Annotated in this window: 16 protein-coding genes and 1 pseudogene; 8 read left to right on the top strand and 9 right to left on the bottom strand. The window is 63.8% G+C overall.

Annotation, left to right across the window (positions count from 1 at the left end):
• Window positions 1–2 precede the first annotated feature (2 nt).
• The 3 genes from B8784_RS05030 to B8784_RS05020 form a co-directional block, all read right to left on the bottom strand.
• Window positions 3–923, bottom strand: a complete 921-nt coding sequence (locus B8784_RS05030; protein WP_084396516.1) for a transposase — start codon at window positions 921–923, stop codon at window positions 3–5.
• Between the two features lie 164 nt (window positions 924–1,087).
• A complete protein-coding gene (locus tag B8784_RS05025) occupies window positions 1,088–1,456 on the bottom strand; it encodes a GIY-YIG nuclease family protein (RefSeq protein WP_084396515.1) in 369 nt (122 codons plus the stop codon).
• 65 nt (window positions 1,457–1,521) lie between these two features.
• On the bottom strand, window positions 1,522–3,090 hold the full coding sequence (locus tag B8784_RS05020) for a long-chain-fatty-acid--CoA ligase (protein WP_084396517.1): 1,569 nt from the start codon (window positions 3,088–3,090) through the stop codon (window positions 1,522–1,524).
• A 120-nt stretch (window positions 3,091–3,210) separates the two neighbouring features.
• On the opposite strand from B8784_RS05020, the gene B8784_RS05015 reads away from it, so the two are divergent.
• Window positions 3,211–4,161: a glutathione S-transferase gene (locus tag B8784_RS05015; protein ID WP_084396514.1), complete on the top strand. Its 951-nt coding sequence runs from the start codon at window positions 3,211–3,213 to the stop codon at window positions 4,159–4,161.
• A 3-nt stretch (window positions 4,162–4,164) separates the two neighbouring features.
• Here B8784_RS05015 and B8784_RS05010 read toward each other — a convergent pair whose 3' ends face one another.
• Together B8784_RS05010 and B8784_RS05005 are read right to left on the bottom strand one after the other, a co-directional pair.
• Entirely contained in the window at window positions 4,165–5,106 is a 942-nt protein-coding gene (locus B8784_RS05010; RefSeq protein ID WP_084396513.1) for an ABC transporter ATP-binding protein, read from the bottom strand.
• Window positions 5,107–5,159: 53 nt separating this feature from the next.
• Entirely contained in the window at window positions 5,160–5,795 is a 636-nt protein-coding gene (locus B8784_RS05005) for a glutathione S-transferase family protein (protein ID WP_084396512.1), read from the bottom strand.
• Window positions 5,796–5,914: 119 nt separating this feature from the next.
• On the opposite strand from B8784_RS05005, the gene B8784_RS05000 reads away from it, so the two are divergent.
• Window positions 5,915–6,118: a zinc-finger domain-containing protein gene (locus B8784_RS05000; protein ID WP_084396511.1), complete on the top strand. Its 204-nt coding sequence runs from the start codon at window positions 5,915–5,917 to the stop codon at window positions 6,116–6,118.
• 15 nt (window positions 6,119–6,133) lie between these two features.
• On the opposite strand, the gene B8784_RS04995 is transcribed toward B8784_RS05000, so the two are convergent.
• Both B8784_RS04995 and pspF read right to left on the bottom strand, forming a co-directional pair.
• A complete protein-coding gene (locus B8784_RS04995) occupies window positions 6,134–6,943 on the bottom strand; it encodes a WecB/TagA/CpsF family glycosyltransferase (protein ID WP_084396510.1) in 810 nt (269 codons plus the stop codon).
• 39 nt (window positions 6,944–6,982) lie between these two features.
• On the bottom strand, window positions 6,983–8,038 hold the full coding sequence (pspF, locus tag B8784_RS04990; RefSeq protein ID WP_084396509.1) for a phage shock protein operon transcriptional activator: 1,056 nt from the start codon (window positions 8,036–8,038) through the stop codon (window positions 6,983–6,985).
• Window positions 8,039–8,244: 206 nt separating this feature from the next.
• Between pspF and B8784_RS21760 the strand changes: the two genes are divergently transcribed.
• The 5 genes from B8784_RS21760 (at window position 8,245) to B8784_RS04970 (ending at window position 10,251) form a co-directional block, all read left to right on the top strand.
• Window positions 8,245–8,385 carry a hypothetical protein gene (locus B8784_RS21760; RefSeq protein ID WP_169712610.1) on the top strand — a complete coding sequence of 47 codons (141 nt, stop codon included), beginning with the start codon at window positions 8,245–8,247 and terminating at the stop codon, window positions 8,383–8,385.
• 61 nt (window positions 8,386–8,446) lie between these two features.
• The gene (pspA, locus tag B8784_RS04985) at window positions 8,447–9,139 is read left to right on the top strand and encodes a phage shock protein PspA (protein ID WP_084396508.1); all 693 of its coding nucleotides are present in this window, start codon (window positions 8,447–8,449) and stop codon (window positions 9,137–9,139) included.
• A gap of 114 nt (window positions 9,140–9,253) precedes the next feature.
• A complete protein-coding gene (gene pspB, locus B8784_RS04980; RefSeq protein WP_084396507.1) occupies window positions 9,254–9,511 on the top strand; it encodes an envelope stress response membrane protein PspB in 258 nt (85 codons plus the stop codon).
• 12 nt (window positions 9,512–9,523) lie between these two features.
• A complete protein-coding gene (gene pspC / locus B8784_RS04975) occupies window positions 9,524–9,979 on the top strand; it encodes an envelope stress response membrane protein PspC (RefSeq protein ID WP_084396506.1) in 456 nt (151 codons plus the stop codon).
• An 89-nt stretch (window positions 9,980–10,068) separates the two neighbouring features.
• A complete protein-coding gene (locus B8784_RS04970) occupies window positions 10,069–10,251 on the top strand; it encodes a hypothetical protein (RefSeq protein WP_084396505.1) in 183 nt (60 codons plus the stop codon).
• Window positions 10,252–10,290: 39 nt separating this feature from the next.
• On the opposite strand, the gene B8784_RS04965 is transcribed toward B8784_RS04970, so the two are convergent.
• Entirely contained in the window at window positions 10,291–10,761 is a 471-nt protein-coding gene (locus B8784_RS04965) for a MarR family winged helix-turn-helix transcriptional regulator (protein ID WP_084396504.1), read from the bottom strand.
• Between the two features lie 44 nt (window positions 10,762–10,805).
• On the opposite strand from B8784_RS04965, the gene B8784_RS04960 reads away from it, so the two are divergent.
• Complete coding sequence (locus tag B8784_RS04960) at window positions 10,806–11,960, top strand: aminotransferase-like domain-containing protein (protein WP_084396503.1); 1,155 nt, start codon at window positions 10,806–10,808, stop codon at window positions 11,958–11,960.
• A gap of 3 nt (window positions 11,961–11,963) precedes the next feature.
• Here the strand turns inward: B8784_RS04960 and B8784_RS04955 are convergent.
• Window positions 11,964–12,259 (bottom strand): annotated as a pseudogene (locus tag B8784_RS04955) (FAD-dependent oxidoreductase); the annotation flags it as partial.

Raw genomic sequence — 12,259 nt, 5'->3', positions numbered from 1 at the left:
GCTCAGCAACTGTATTGGATGTCATGTTTTCTGAGTTTTGCGTTGAGGATTGTGAGGAGTTTTCTGGCGATAGCGATGAGGGCGAGCTTTGGAGGTTTTCCAGCGGTTCGCATGGCGCAGTAGGTCTGCTTGAGCCTTGGGTGATGGCGCGAGGCTGAGAGGGCGGCGAGGTAGAGTGCTTCGCGCACCCTTGCGCGCCCGCCCCAGACCCGGCGTTTTCCCCTGAAGCTTCCGCTTTCATGGGCATGGGGAGCAAGGCCTGCAAGGGCTGCGATGGGTCTTCGGGCCAGGTGTCCGAGCTCTGGCAGGAAGGCGAGCAGGGCTGCGGTTGTGACCGGTCCGACGCCCGGTTCGCTGGCGATGAGGCGGGCCCGGCCAGCCAGGGTGTCATCGGCCTCGATATGGACCGCGATCTCCTTGTCCATGGTGACGATCTGTCGGGTCAGGCCTGCGATCCTGGCTTTCAGCCGCCGCACCAGCGGGCCGCAGCGATAGCGTTCGAGCTGGTTGAGACAGGCTTTTCGGGCTTCAACAAGATCATGCCGGTAGGCGTGAAGCTCGCGCAGGACCTGCACGCCGGGTGCGGGTGGGACGTGCACCGGCAGGCTGATCTGGCCGGCCATGGCCGACAGGAGCCGGGCATCGACACGGTCTGTCTTGGCCAGCACGCCAGAGGCGCGGGCAAACTCGCGCGCCTGGCGCGGGTTGACCCGGTACATCCGCACGCCAGCCTGGCTCATCGCCCGTTCGAGCGCTTCGCCATAAGGGCCTGTGGCCTCGAAGACGATGGATGGGGGAGCCAGCAGACAGAGGGTATCGAGCCCTGCCGCATCATTGGACAGCCGGTGAAAGCAGCCGTCACGCGGATCGAAGACATCGAGATGCGTCTTGGAAATATCGACGCCGAGAGCAGGGTGTGACATGAAGAAAATCCTGTCCTTGTCATACGGGGTCGGCTGTCACCGCCCCTGGCAACTGTTCAGGCGACACAACTGTCGTACCCGGCAGGCGAGCCCCTGGCTGAGCCACGATCCGTCAAATCAAGGATGAGAACGGGGTCTCGCCTGCCACCCCTCTATCGCACACTTCAAACAGACAAGGATGAGCGCTTCGGGGTGTCGCCCTGTGTCTGCAGATAGTATCGGCCTTTTTCATGAATTGCAGGGGCCATGCGCGATTTTGACAGGGCCTTCAGGTCCGCCCAGTCGCCACGCATGAAGGCTTCCTTCTTCCTGCGCGACCAGCCTTTGAGCTGTCGCTCGAACGCGACCATGTCGCTTGGGTCGGCGAACGCGCAGCTCCAGAGCAGTTCCACCGGCCGGTAGCGATAGGTGTAAGCTGTCCGGTCCTCGTCATGATTGTGCTGGTGAACACGTGCAGTGACGTCTCTCCCGCGATGCGAACCGACATAGTAGGCGCCGTTGGAGCATCGCAGGATATAGACGAAAAACTGCATGCCCTCTCATAGCGCTCATCCTGAGCGAAGTCGAAGGACGAGCGCGGGGAGGTGGGCAGGCAGGCCTAGCTCACGCGGCGTTCCACGCCGTCCCAATAGGGCTCGCGCAGGTCCTTGCGCAGGATCTTGCCCGACGGGTTGCGCGGCAGCGCCTCAATGAAGTCGATGGATTTCGGGCATTTGTAGCTGGCGATCTTCTCCTTCATCCAGGCGATGATGGCGTCGGCATCGCCCTCGGCGCCCTCTTTCAGCACGATGATCGCCTTGATCTCCTCGCCCCACTTCTCGCTCGGAATGCCGATCACGGCGACGTCGGCGACGTCCGGATGGCTGAACAGCGCGTTCTCGACCTCGGCCGGATAGACGTTCTCGCCGCCCGAAACGATCATGTCCTTGATGCGGTCATGGATGAAGAGAAAGCCGTCCTCGTCGAAATAGCCCGCATCGCCAGTATGGAAGAAGCCGCCGCGCAGCGCCTCCTCGGTGGCCTCCTCGCGGTCCCAGTAGCCTTTCATGACATAGCCGCCCTTGATGACGATCTCGCCGACCTCGCCCTGCGGGACGGGGTTCTCGTCGGGATCGACCACGCGCACCACGGAGCCCGGATAGGGCACGCCGCAGGAGCGCAGCTTGTTCCAGGACGGATCGTGGGCTTCCGGCGGCAGATAGGTGCCGAGCCCGACGGTCTCGGTCAGGCCATAGAGCTGGGTGAACTTCGCGCCGAACAGGTCCACGGCGCGCTTCAGCAGGTCCTCGGCGATGGGCGAGGCGCCATAGGAGATTGTCTTCAGCGACGAGAAATCGCGGTCGTCGACGCCCGGCATCTGCGACAGCATCAGGATGACGGCCGGCACCCAGAAGGTGTGGTTGACCTTGTGCTCCTCGACCAGGTCGAGGATGGCGGCCGGGTCGATCTCGCGCAGGATGACCGTCTTCGCCCCCTGCGCCGTCGCCAGGATGCCGATATTGCAGCCGGCAACGTGGAAGAGCGGCATGGCGTTCATCACCACATCGCCCTCGTCATAGGCCGACCAGTCGAGCTTGGCGGCTTCGTGGAAGACGGCGTTGTAGCAGGCATTGGTCAGCAGCACGCCCTTGGGCAGGCCCGTCGTCCCGGAGGTGTAGAGCTGGATGACGTCGTCATCATCCTGGGTGACGATGCCCGGCGCATTCTCGTTCTGGACGCTCAGCCAGTAGGCATAGGCTTCCCAGGTGTCGTGGCCGCCATCGATGGCGATGATCTTCTTCAGGTCCGGGCAGAGCTCGGCGATCTTCTCGACGGCCCCGTAAAACTCCTTTGCCACGAACAGCACTTCCGAGCGGCTGTCGGAGAGGATGAACTGCATTTCCGGCGGGGCGAGGCGGTTGTTGATGCCGGTCATCGCCGCGCGGGCCTTCGCGCAGCCGAACAGGAGTTCGTAATAGACCGCCATGTTCTTGCCGAGATAAGCCACCCGGTCGCCGGGCGAGACATCGAGCGCCACCAGCCCGTTCGCGACCTGGTTGGCGCGGGTGTCGAGCTGGGCAAAGGTCGTGGTCTCGCCTTCGAACCAGAAGGCGGGCTTGTCTGGGAGCGCCTTGCCCTGGACACGAGGGATGTCGGCAAGGTGTGGCATGGCAACGGGGTCGAGCATGATCTGGGCTTCCTCTTGTTCTTCTCTCAATATGGTTTACCGCATGAAGGCGTTTTCAAGATCACGGGGCAAGCCCTCAGTCCTGATAGGGCGCTCAAAAAACAGGGAAAGGGCAAGACCATGGCCGGGCCACAATCCATCATCCTGCACCACTATGACCGCTCACCGTTCTCGGAGAAGGTGCGCCTTGCGCTGCGGATGAAGAATCTCGGCTGGGCCTCGGTCGAGATCCCGAGCATGATGCCGAAACCGCTCCTGATGCCGCTGACCGGCGGCTACCGGAAAACGCCTGTCATGCAGATCGGCGCGGACATTTTCTGCGACACCGCCATGATCCTGCGCGCCCTGGAAGAGCGGTTCCCCATGCCGCAGCTCGACCTGCCCGGCCATGAGGGCCTTTCCAGCATGGTTGGCGCCTGGGTCGACGGCAAATGGTTCCAGACCAGTGTCGGCATCATTTTCGGCGCGCTCGGCGACCAGGTGCCGGAGGACTTCAAGAAGGACCGGGAGAAGATGTCCGGACGCCCCTTCGACACCGCTGCCATGGCCGCGGCGGCTCCGATGCTGCGCGACCAGTGGCGCGCCCAGCTGATGTGGGTGGAGGAGCGTCTGGCCGGCGGGCAGGGCGCCGGTGGCGGCCAGTGGGTCATCGGCATGAAGCCGGGCCTGGTCGATGTCCATGTCCACATGAATCTCTGGTTCGTCGAGCAGACGCTGCCCGACTTCCTGGAGGAGTGCTTCAAGTCCGCGCCTCGCACAAAGGACTGGTATGTCCGCATGAAGGAGATCGAGGGCCAGGCGCCGGAAACGATCACCGGCGAGGACGCCCTCGACATCGCGCTGAACGCGGCGCCGCGCCTCAAGGCGGCCAAGACCGATGGCGAGCTGCAGGAGTTCGTGCCGGGCGAGAAGGTCGCCGTGGCGCCGGACGATTATGGCCGCGACTGGGTCGAAGGCGAGATCGTCATCGCCAGCGCCGAGCAGATCATCCTCCACCGCCATGACGATCAGGCCGAGACGATCCACGTCCATTTCCCGCGCACCGGCTTCATGGTGCGCCGCGTGGAATAGGGCTCAGGCCGCTTCCGTCGTCATCGCGACGAACACGTCTTCCAGGTTCGGCTGGTCGGTCGCCAGATCGGCCACGCTGATGCCGGTGGCGCGCACCTTCTCCAGCAGCCGGCCGATCCCGGTCTCGGTGTTGCGGTAGGAGATTTCCAGGTCGCCATTCTGACGGATGCGGATGTCGAGATCCTTCAGCTCGTCGGGAATCGCGTCGACCGGCTCGCGCGGCGTGATGATGAGCAGGCGCTGGTCGAGCCGCTTCAACAGCTGCGAGGTCGGCTCGCAGGCGATCACCTCGCCATGATTGATGATGGCGATCTCGTCGCAGAGCTCTTCGGCTTCTTCGAGATAGTGCGTCGTCAGGATGATGGTCGTGCCTTCATCGTGCAGGCGGCGGACATATTGCCAGAGCGAGCGGCGCAGCTCGACATCGACGCCGGCGGTCGGCTCGTCGAGGATGAGGACGGGCGGATTGTGGACCAGCGCCTTGGCGATCATCAGCCGGCGCTTCATCCCGCCCGAGAGCTGGCGCACATAGGCGTCGCGCTTGTCGGCGAGGCCCACGGCTTCGAGGATTTCCAGCGTGCGGCGCTCGGACTTCGGCACGCCATAGAAACCGGCCTGCAGCTCCAGCGCCTCTTCGGGCGTGAAGAAGGGGTCCATGGTGATTTCCTGGTTCACCACCCCGATGGCGGCCCGGCTGGCGCGCGGGTGCTGGTCGATGTCCATGTCCCAGATCTTCGCCTTGCCGCCCGTCTTGGTGACGAGCCCGGCGAGAATGTTGATGAAAGTCGACTTGCCGGCGCCGTTCGGCCCGAGCAGGCCGAAGATCGAGCCGCGCGGGATCTTGATGTCGATGGCGTTGAGGGCGCGCTTTTCGGGCATCTTGCCGGAGGCAGCGTAGACCTTTTCCAGCTTCTCAACCTCGATGGCGTAGTCGGGTGCGGACATGGAACCTCCGTCTGGCAAGCCGAAGGCGCTATATAGGGCGCACAGCCGAAAACCTAAACCACCGGCGTCTCTTTTTGCATGTTCTGGGCGCGAATGAAGGCCGGGCGCTCGCGCAGGCGGTCGAGATAGGCCTTGCAGGTCGGCGTGATGCACTTCTCCAGCGGCGGCAGGACGCTTGCCAGAAGCAGGGCATAGCCGATGGCGATGTCGGCCATGGTGAAGCGGTCGCCCACCATCCAGAAATTGTGCTCCAGGCGCCGCTCGACATGCGTCAGCCGCCCGGCAAACCACATCCGGTAATCGTCGGCGACCTGCGGCTGGCGCCGGCTCTTCGGCTCCAGCATTTCGTAGCGCAGCACCAGCGTCTGCGGGAAGGTCAGCGTCGCGTCGGAGAAGAACATCCAGTTGAGATAGGCGCCATAGTGCGGCTCGCCGGGCTTCACGACGAGGTCGCTCGGCCCGTAGCGGTTGCCAAGATATTCGCAGATGCCGGTCGATTCCGTCATCTGCGTCTCGCCATCGTCGAAGAAGGGGATGGTGCCCAGCGGGTTGATGTCGAGATAGGCCTTGTGATGCACGCGCGGCGGAAAGGGCAGCACGATCAGCTCGTAATCCATCTCCAGCTCCTCCATCGCCCAGAGCGGACGGAAGGAACGGGCATTGCGGCAATGGTAGAGTTTCGGTTTCATGTGGGGCGCGCTCCCTGGCCGGCCATGCGGCTTGCCGATTGACGTTCTGGCTGGACAGGGACTACCTATGCGCCACAGTCTCTGCGGGCAACGCTGACATCGGGGAAGCGAACACGATCATGTCGACAAAACCACTTCCAGAAGCGCCGGAAACCATCGTCACCGACCAGCACCGGGTGGCTTGCGATGGCGGCAACGGCCCGCTCGGCCATCCGATTGTCTGGTACGAGATGGGCGACGACGAAATGGTCGAATGCGGCTATTGCGACCGCCGCTTCGTCCTGAAGGGCGGCCGCTTCGATCCGGATGCCGGCAAGGCGTAAGCCGCCTCACAAGCCCTAGACGGCCGCGGCCCTGGCCTTGCGGCGCTTGCGGTCGGCCCACCACAGCCTGAAGATTTTCGGCCCGTCGACAAGATAGCGTTTTGTCAGGCGGTGCGGCTCATTGGTGAGCCTGTAGAACCACTCCAGCCGCATTTCCCGCATCCATTCCGGCGCCCGGCGGGACTTGCCGGTCAGGAAGTCGATGCTCGCGCCGCAGCAGAGGCCGACGCCTGTCACGCCGCCATGCTCGCTGGCGGCCTGGGCAATCATCTCCTGCTGCGGGGAGCCGACACACAGGAAATGGAACCGCGCCGGATTGTCGGCCATGAAATCGGCGGCGCGCTGGATCGCCTCCGGATTGCGCCGGAGGCCCATCGGCGCGTCGTGCCAGCGCACGTCCGACAGGCCGAACTTCGCCTTCAGCGCCGTGATTTCGCTGGCGGTGCAGCCGACGACCACGACCGGCTCGTCCGGATCGATCTCCTTGGCGAACAGCCGCTGCACCACATCCGCGCCGGGCGAGGCGGGCAGGTCCAGCTTGTCCCAGCTGGCGAGCAGTTCGATAATGCGGCTATCGTTCAGGATAAGCTTGGAGCGTTCATAGAGCGGCTTCAGAACCGGCTCGCGTGTCATGCGCACCATATGATCGACGTTCGGCGTCACGACATACCAGAAGCCGTCGCCGCCGAGCGCATTCGCGGAGATATAGCGCGCCGCCTGCGGCACCGGCATCGCCTGGAAGGGCAGACCGAGAAAGTCGGTCGCCTCCTTGGGCGGCACAGGGGCAACGGGGCCCGTCGGCTGTATTCTCCGGGTAGCCTGCATCGTGATCTCCTTTGCAGGGAATGTGCCTGACCGGTCTGTCTATGGCTGGTCCGCCTGGTCCGGTTTGCCCGGCTTCTTGCCATAATCGTGTTTGCGGAGCAGGCCTCGGAACTGGTGATAGGTCAGGCCAAGTGTTTCAGCGGCTTTGCCTTGGTGTCCATCATGGGCTGCGAGCGCCGCATCGATCAAGGCGGTTTCAAAAAGTTTAGTCTGGTCTTCGAATGAGGCGCCGAGCTTCGGTGTCGGCAGGTTTGAACGAGCCCGCCCAGATGGGGACTCGATCTCCTGCGTCAAGACCGCGGGTGGTCTGAAAGGCGAGGCAAACGGGTCGAGCGCATCCTGGTCGAAGCGGATCGGCTCCAGCGTCGGCGTCACCAGCGCGCGCGCCGTGATGCGCTGGGCGAAATTGCGCAGCTCGCGCACATTGCCGGGCCAGGTATGGGCCTCGATGGCGGCAAGCGCCGAGGGGGCAAAGCCCGGAAAATCCTCCATCATCTCGCGCGCCATGCGCCGGGCGAAGAAGTCCGCCAGCAGCGTGGCATCGCCCTGGCGGTATCGAAGCGGGGGCAGGGTGACGACATCGAAGGCCAGCCGGTCGAGCAGGTCGGCGCGGAATTTCCCCGCGCGCACCGCGGACGGCAGGTCGATATTCGTCGCCGCCACCACGCGCACATCGGTCGACAGCACCTTCTCCCCGCCCAGCCGCTGGAACTCGCCATATTCGATGACGCGAAGCAGTTTCTCCTGCACGCGTTCCGAGGCGGTCGCGATCTCGTCGAGAAAGATGGTGCCGCCATTGGCGAGCTCGAAGCGGCCCTGGCGGCGCTCGGTCGCGCCGGTAAAGGCGCCGCGCTCATGGCCGAACAGCTCACTGTCGAGCAGGTCATGCGACAGCGCCGCGCAGTTCACCTTCACATAGGGCCCGTCCCAGCGCCGCGACAGGAAGTGCAGGCGCTCGGCGACCAGCTCCTTGCCGGTGCCGCGCTCGCCGATGACGAGGACGGGCCGGTCGAGCGGGGCCAGCTGCGAGACATGCTCGAGCGCGGACAGCCATTCCGGGGCCTCGCCGATAATTTGGGGCGCTGAACCAATCATGCGGTAAATATGACGAAAAAGATTGCATAATCAACTAAAATATATCGTCAAAAATACCAAAATTATAAGATCGAATTTGGCATTGGAACTTTTATTATCAATATAAACAGGGCTCTAAAAGGTTACCGCCAAACTGGCACGGTCCTTGAAATACCTATGCCAACTCCAGGCGATGGGCGTCGCCAAACAAAAGGACCGAAAAGAAAATGACCGACCATTCCTACGACACCCGCTACCAGTCAGCCCGCGACGGCTCCGGCCGCTTCGGACGCTGGCTCGCAAGCCGTCCGGCCGAGTGCTGGATGTTCTTCGCGGCCGGTGTCTTCCTCGGCGGCTTCTTCTTCTAGGGCCTGTAAGAGCAACTGACGTTTCCTCCCGAACATCACCGAGAGAGAAAGGATAAAAATCATGGGACTGTTTTCCCGCCTCGGCGACATCATCAACTCCAACATCAATGCGATGCTGGACAGCGCCGAAAACCCCGAAAAAATCGCACGTCTGATCATCCAGGAGATGGAAGACACGCTGGTGGAGGTCCGCACCTCTGCTGCCCGCGCCATGGCCGACAAGAAGGAAATGGAACGCGAGATCGAGTACTACACCCGTGTCCGTGACGACTGGGAACACAAGGCCGGCGTCGCGATCGACAAGGGCCGCGAGGATCTTGCCCGCGGCGCGCTCGTGGCCAAGCAGAAGGCCGAAGGCGAAATCGACCGGCGCAAGCACGCCATGGTCGCTGCCGAAGAAGCCTTCGAGAAGCACCAGGACGACCTGTCCAAGCTTCAGGCCAAGCTCGACGAGGCCAAGGCCAAGCACCGCGCGCTGATGATGCGCCGGGAAGCTGCCGAGCAACGCATCCGCATGCGCTCGCAAACCTATGACGGCAAGGTGGACGATGCGCTCGCCCGCTATGCCAGCGTGGAACGCAAGGTCGACGAAATGGAAGCCTATGCCGACACGATCAAGGGCCGCGAGCCGACCCTGGAAGCCGAGTTCGCCGCGCTCGAACGCGACGAAGCCGTCGAGAAGGAACTCGAGGCGCTCAAGAAGTCGCGCGCCAAGCCGGCCTCGAAGGCCGCCAAATCCAAGGACGAGGAGTAAGAGACCATGATTTCCTCGCTGATTGTGCTCACGGCCATCCTGTCTGTTATCATTGTCCCCGGACTGCTCCTGGAAAACCCGGAGTCCGAGACAGAGATCAAGGAAAGCTAAGGCATGGACCCCGAATTCATCGTCGCGATCGTTGCGGTCGTCTCCCTCTTCGTCGTCTTCCCGGGCATGGTGTTTCACTACATCACGCTCTGGCGGAAGCAGAACACGCTGCAGCCGGACGACGAGCGGATGCTGGAAGACCTCTGGCGCTCCGCCAAGGCCATGGAACGCCGCATCGAGACGCTTGAAAAGCTCACTGACACACAACCGGATGACGGGATGCCGGCTTCACGCCGGCCCCGCTCCCCGCTCGACCAATAGGACATCACACCAATGACCAATTCGTCTCATCATCGCCGCTACCGCGACCAGGTGCACGGGGCTGACGAAGACATGTTCCGCTCGCGCAACCCCAAGCGCCTCTACCGCTCCCGCAATGAGCGGGTGATCGCCGGGGTCTGCGGCGGCATCGCCGAGCGCTATGGCTGGGACCCGATCGTGGTCCGCCTGCTCACCGTCGCCGCCTTCTTCTTTCTGGCCGGCCCGCTGGTCTTCATCGCCTACATCCTGATGGTGATGCTGGTCGCCAAGGCGCCCCGATCCTATGCGCACCTGCAGCCGGACGAGGAAGCCTTCTGGCGCGGCGTCTCCGACCGCCCGCGGGCGACCTATTCGGGCCTGAAGTACACCTTCATGGACCTCGAAGACCGCCTGCAGAACCTCGAACGCAATGTCACCTCGGACGAGTGGCGCCTGCGCCGCGAATTCCGCAACCTTGAAAAGAACTGATCATGTCGGCTCTCATCCTTGCCCTGCCCGACCGGCATCAATGGTCAGAGCCCGTTCAACCCAACCTTCAGCCACAGGGGACTCCCACAATGCCCAGCAAACTTCAGACAAGTGGATGGATCGCCTGCGGGATCGCGCTCGTCGCGCTGGCGGCAACGGCCATGGCCAGCTTCAGCGGCGGCCTGCACATCGAAGCGGGCGGCGTCCATATGACCGTCCAGGCCGATCTCGACCGCGGCCTCCAGCTGGTCTTCGCCGCCGTGGAAGGCTAGGGCGGGATGCTTGTCAGGCCGGCTGCCCCGAGAGGGCAGCTAGGGCGCCGACCCTTTCGGCGCCGGGCCTGTTCCCCCGCTCCGGCCACACAGCTCGGCCATGACGCGGAACCAGATGTCGGCGTCATCGGCCCCCACCGCATCGAAGGCGGCCGTCAGTCTCTTCATCTGTGACGCTGTCAGTTCCGCCTCGAGCCCTTTTCCCTTCTTCGTCAGAGACAGGCGCTTGACCCGCCGGTCGGCCGGATCGGCCGCCGCGCACACCAGGTTCATCTCCGTCAATTGCCGCAAAGGCGCATTCAGCGCCTGCTTGCTGATCGCGAGCGTTTCGACAAGCTCGCCGACCGTCAGCTCCGGATTGCGTCCGATGAAATAGAGCACCCGGTGATGCACGCGGTTGAGCCCGCGCTTCTCGAGGATCTTGTCGGCATGCGAGGTGAAGGCCCGGTAGGTGAAGTACATCAGCTCGATCGCACCGAGCAGCCGGTCATCGGAATCAGGGTCAACCATATTGACTTATAGGCATCTGACGGAATAGCTGTCGATAGGACAACATGATTGACATATCCGGGAGCGGTCAATTGCCCTTGCTCACTCAGCGCCTCAGTGATTTGCGAGCCTCGCCGGTGCGGGCCATGCTCGAAGCCTCCCAGAAACCGGATGTCATCTCCTTTGCCGGCGGGCTGCCCGCGCCCGAGACCTTCGCGAAGGCCACGCTGCCGGCCAGCGCGGAAGCCGCCCTGCAATACGGCCCCTCGGAAGGCGAGCCGCGCCTGCGGGCCCTCATCGCGGAAGAGCTTCAGGCCATCGGGCTCGACTGCGACGCCGATCAGGTGCTCATCCTGTCGGGCTCCCAGCAGGGCATCGATCTGTCCGCCAAGCTGACCGTGGATGCCGGCACCCGCATTGCTGTCGAGTCGCCGACCTATCTCGCGGCGCTCCAGGTCTTCCGCTTTTTCGGCGCGGCGTTCGAGAGCATGCCGCCGGACCTGTCGGTCAACTGGACCCGGCAGGACCATCCGGCGATGGCCTATATCATCCCGACCTTCCAGAACCCCACCGGGCGCTGCTGGAGCGCCGACGAGCGTGAAGCCTTCGCCCATAATTGCGAGGCATCCGACGTCATCCTGTTCGAGGACGACCCGTACCGCGATCTCGCCTATGAAGCCTGCGAGCGCCGGCCGGTCGCCTCCTGGATGAAGCAGGGCTCGTGGATCTATCAGGGCTCGTTTTCCAAGACGCTGTCGCCCGGCCTGCGGCTCGGCTTCATGGTGGCCTCGCGCGATCTCTACCCGCACCTGCTCCTGCTGAAACAGGCCGCCGACCTGCATTCCAACCGGCTGAGCCAGTATATGGTGATCGACCAGCTCACCGCACCGGACCGTGCGGCGCGGCGCGATTTCCTCGTCTCAACCTACCGCGCCAGGCGCGATGCCTTTGCCGATGCGATGCGTCGCCATCTCGGCAATGCGGTCGAGTGGCAGGTCCCGCCCGGCGGGCTCTTCTTCTGGCTCACCCTGCCGGACCATGTCGATGTGGACGCGCTTCTGGCCGCCGCGATCAAGCGGAAGGTCCTGTTCACGCCCGGCCGGCCCTTCTATGCCGACGAAGCGCTGGCGAGCCCGTCCATCCGGCTCAATTTCAGCCATGCCTCGCAAGAGGCCGCCGATGCGGGCCTCGCCATCCTGGGTGATCTCCTGCGCGCCTGAGCCCTAGAGCTCGCCGCGTTTGAGCTGCCGCAGGATCTGGCGCATGGGCGAGACTGCCTGCAGCGCCAGCTCATTCGCGGGCGCAGGCTCATCGAGCAGCTGCGCGGCGAGGATCTCGGCTGCCCATGGCCCCCAGGTAAAACCGCGTGAACCGAACCCGCCTGCGATGTACAGCCCGTCCACAAGCGGCGCATCCGCCGCCACCGTCTGGCCGTGGCGCACACCGTCGAACACCTCGCGCGCGGTGTTCATGTCCGGCACTGCCCCGATGAGCGGCAGCCGGTCCGGTGTCGTCGCGC

The sequence above is a fragment of the Henriciella aquimarina genome, assembly GCF_002088975.1.
Taxonomy (GTDB): Bacteria; Pseudomonadota; Alphaproteobacteria; order Caulobacterales; family Hyphomonadaceae; genus Henriciella; species Henriciella aquimarina.
This window is presented reverse-complemented; position numbering and strand designations above follow the sequence as displayed.

Bases quoted from the DNA above. Each gene is read 5' to 3' on its own strand.
- B8784_RS04970 (WP_084396505.1), top strand. From the start codon at position 10,069: ATGCCCAGCAAACTTCAGACAAGTGGATGGATCGCCTGCGGGATCGCG.
- B8784_RS04995 (WP_084396510.1), bottom strand. From the start codon at position 6,943: ATGCAGGCTACCCGGAGAATACAGCCGACGGGCCCCGTTGCCCCTGTG.
- pspB (WP_084396507.1), top strand. From the start codon at position 9,254: ATGGACCCCGAATTCATCGTCGCGATCGTTGCGGTCGTCTCCCTCTTC.
- B8784_RS05005 (WP_084396512.1), bottom strand. From the start codon at position 5,795: ATGAAACCGAAACTCTACCATTGCCGCAATGCCCGTTCCTTCCGTCCG.
- B8784_RS05010 (WP_084396513.1), bottom strand. From the start codon at position 5,106: ATGTCCGCACCCGACTACGCCATCGAGGTTGAGAAGCTGGAAAAGGTC.
- pspF (WP_084396509.1), bottom strand. From the start codon at position 8,038: ATGATTGGTTCAGCGCCCCAAATTATCGGCGAGGCCCCGGAATGGCTG.
- B8784_RS05015 (WP_084396514.1), top strand. From the start codon at position 3,211: ATGGCCGGGCCACAATCCATCATCCTGCACCACTATGACCGCTCACCG.
- pspC (WP_084396506.1), top strand. From the start codon at position 9,524: ATGACCAATTCGTCTCATCATCGCCGCTACCGCGACCAGGTGCACGGG.
- B8784_RS05000 (WP_084396511.1), top strand. From the start codon at position 5,915: ATGTCGACAAAACCACTTCCAGAAGCGCCGGAAACCATCGTCACCGAC.
- B8784_RS05020 (WP_084396517.1), bottom strand. From the start codon at position 3,090: ATGCTCGACCCCGTTGCCATGCCACACCTTGCCGACATCCCTCGTGTC.
- pspA (WP_084396508.1), top strand. From the start codon at position 8,447: ATGGGACTGTTTTCCCGCCTCGGCGACATCATCAACTCCAACATCAAT.
- B8784_RS04965 (WP_084396504.1), bottom strand. From the start codon at position 10,761: ATGGTTGACCCTGATTCCGATGACCGGCTGCTCGGTGCGATCGAGCTG.
- B8784_RS05025 (WP_084396515.1), bottom strand. From the start codon at position 1,456: ATGCAGTTTTTCGTCTATATCCTGCGATGCTCCAACGGCGCCTACTAT.
- B8784_RS05030 (WP_084396516.1), bottom strand. From the start codon at position 923: ATGTCACACCCTGCTCTCGGCGTCGATATTTCCAAGACGCATCTCGAT.
- B8784_RS04960 (WP_084396503.1), top strand. From the start codon at position 10,806: ATGATTGACATATCCGGGAGCGGTCAATTGCCCTTGCTCACTCAGCGC.
- B8784_RS21760 (WP_169712610.1), top strand. From the start codon at position 8,245: ATGACCGACCATTCCTACGACACCCGCTACCAGTCAGCCCGCGACGGC.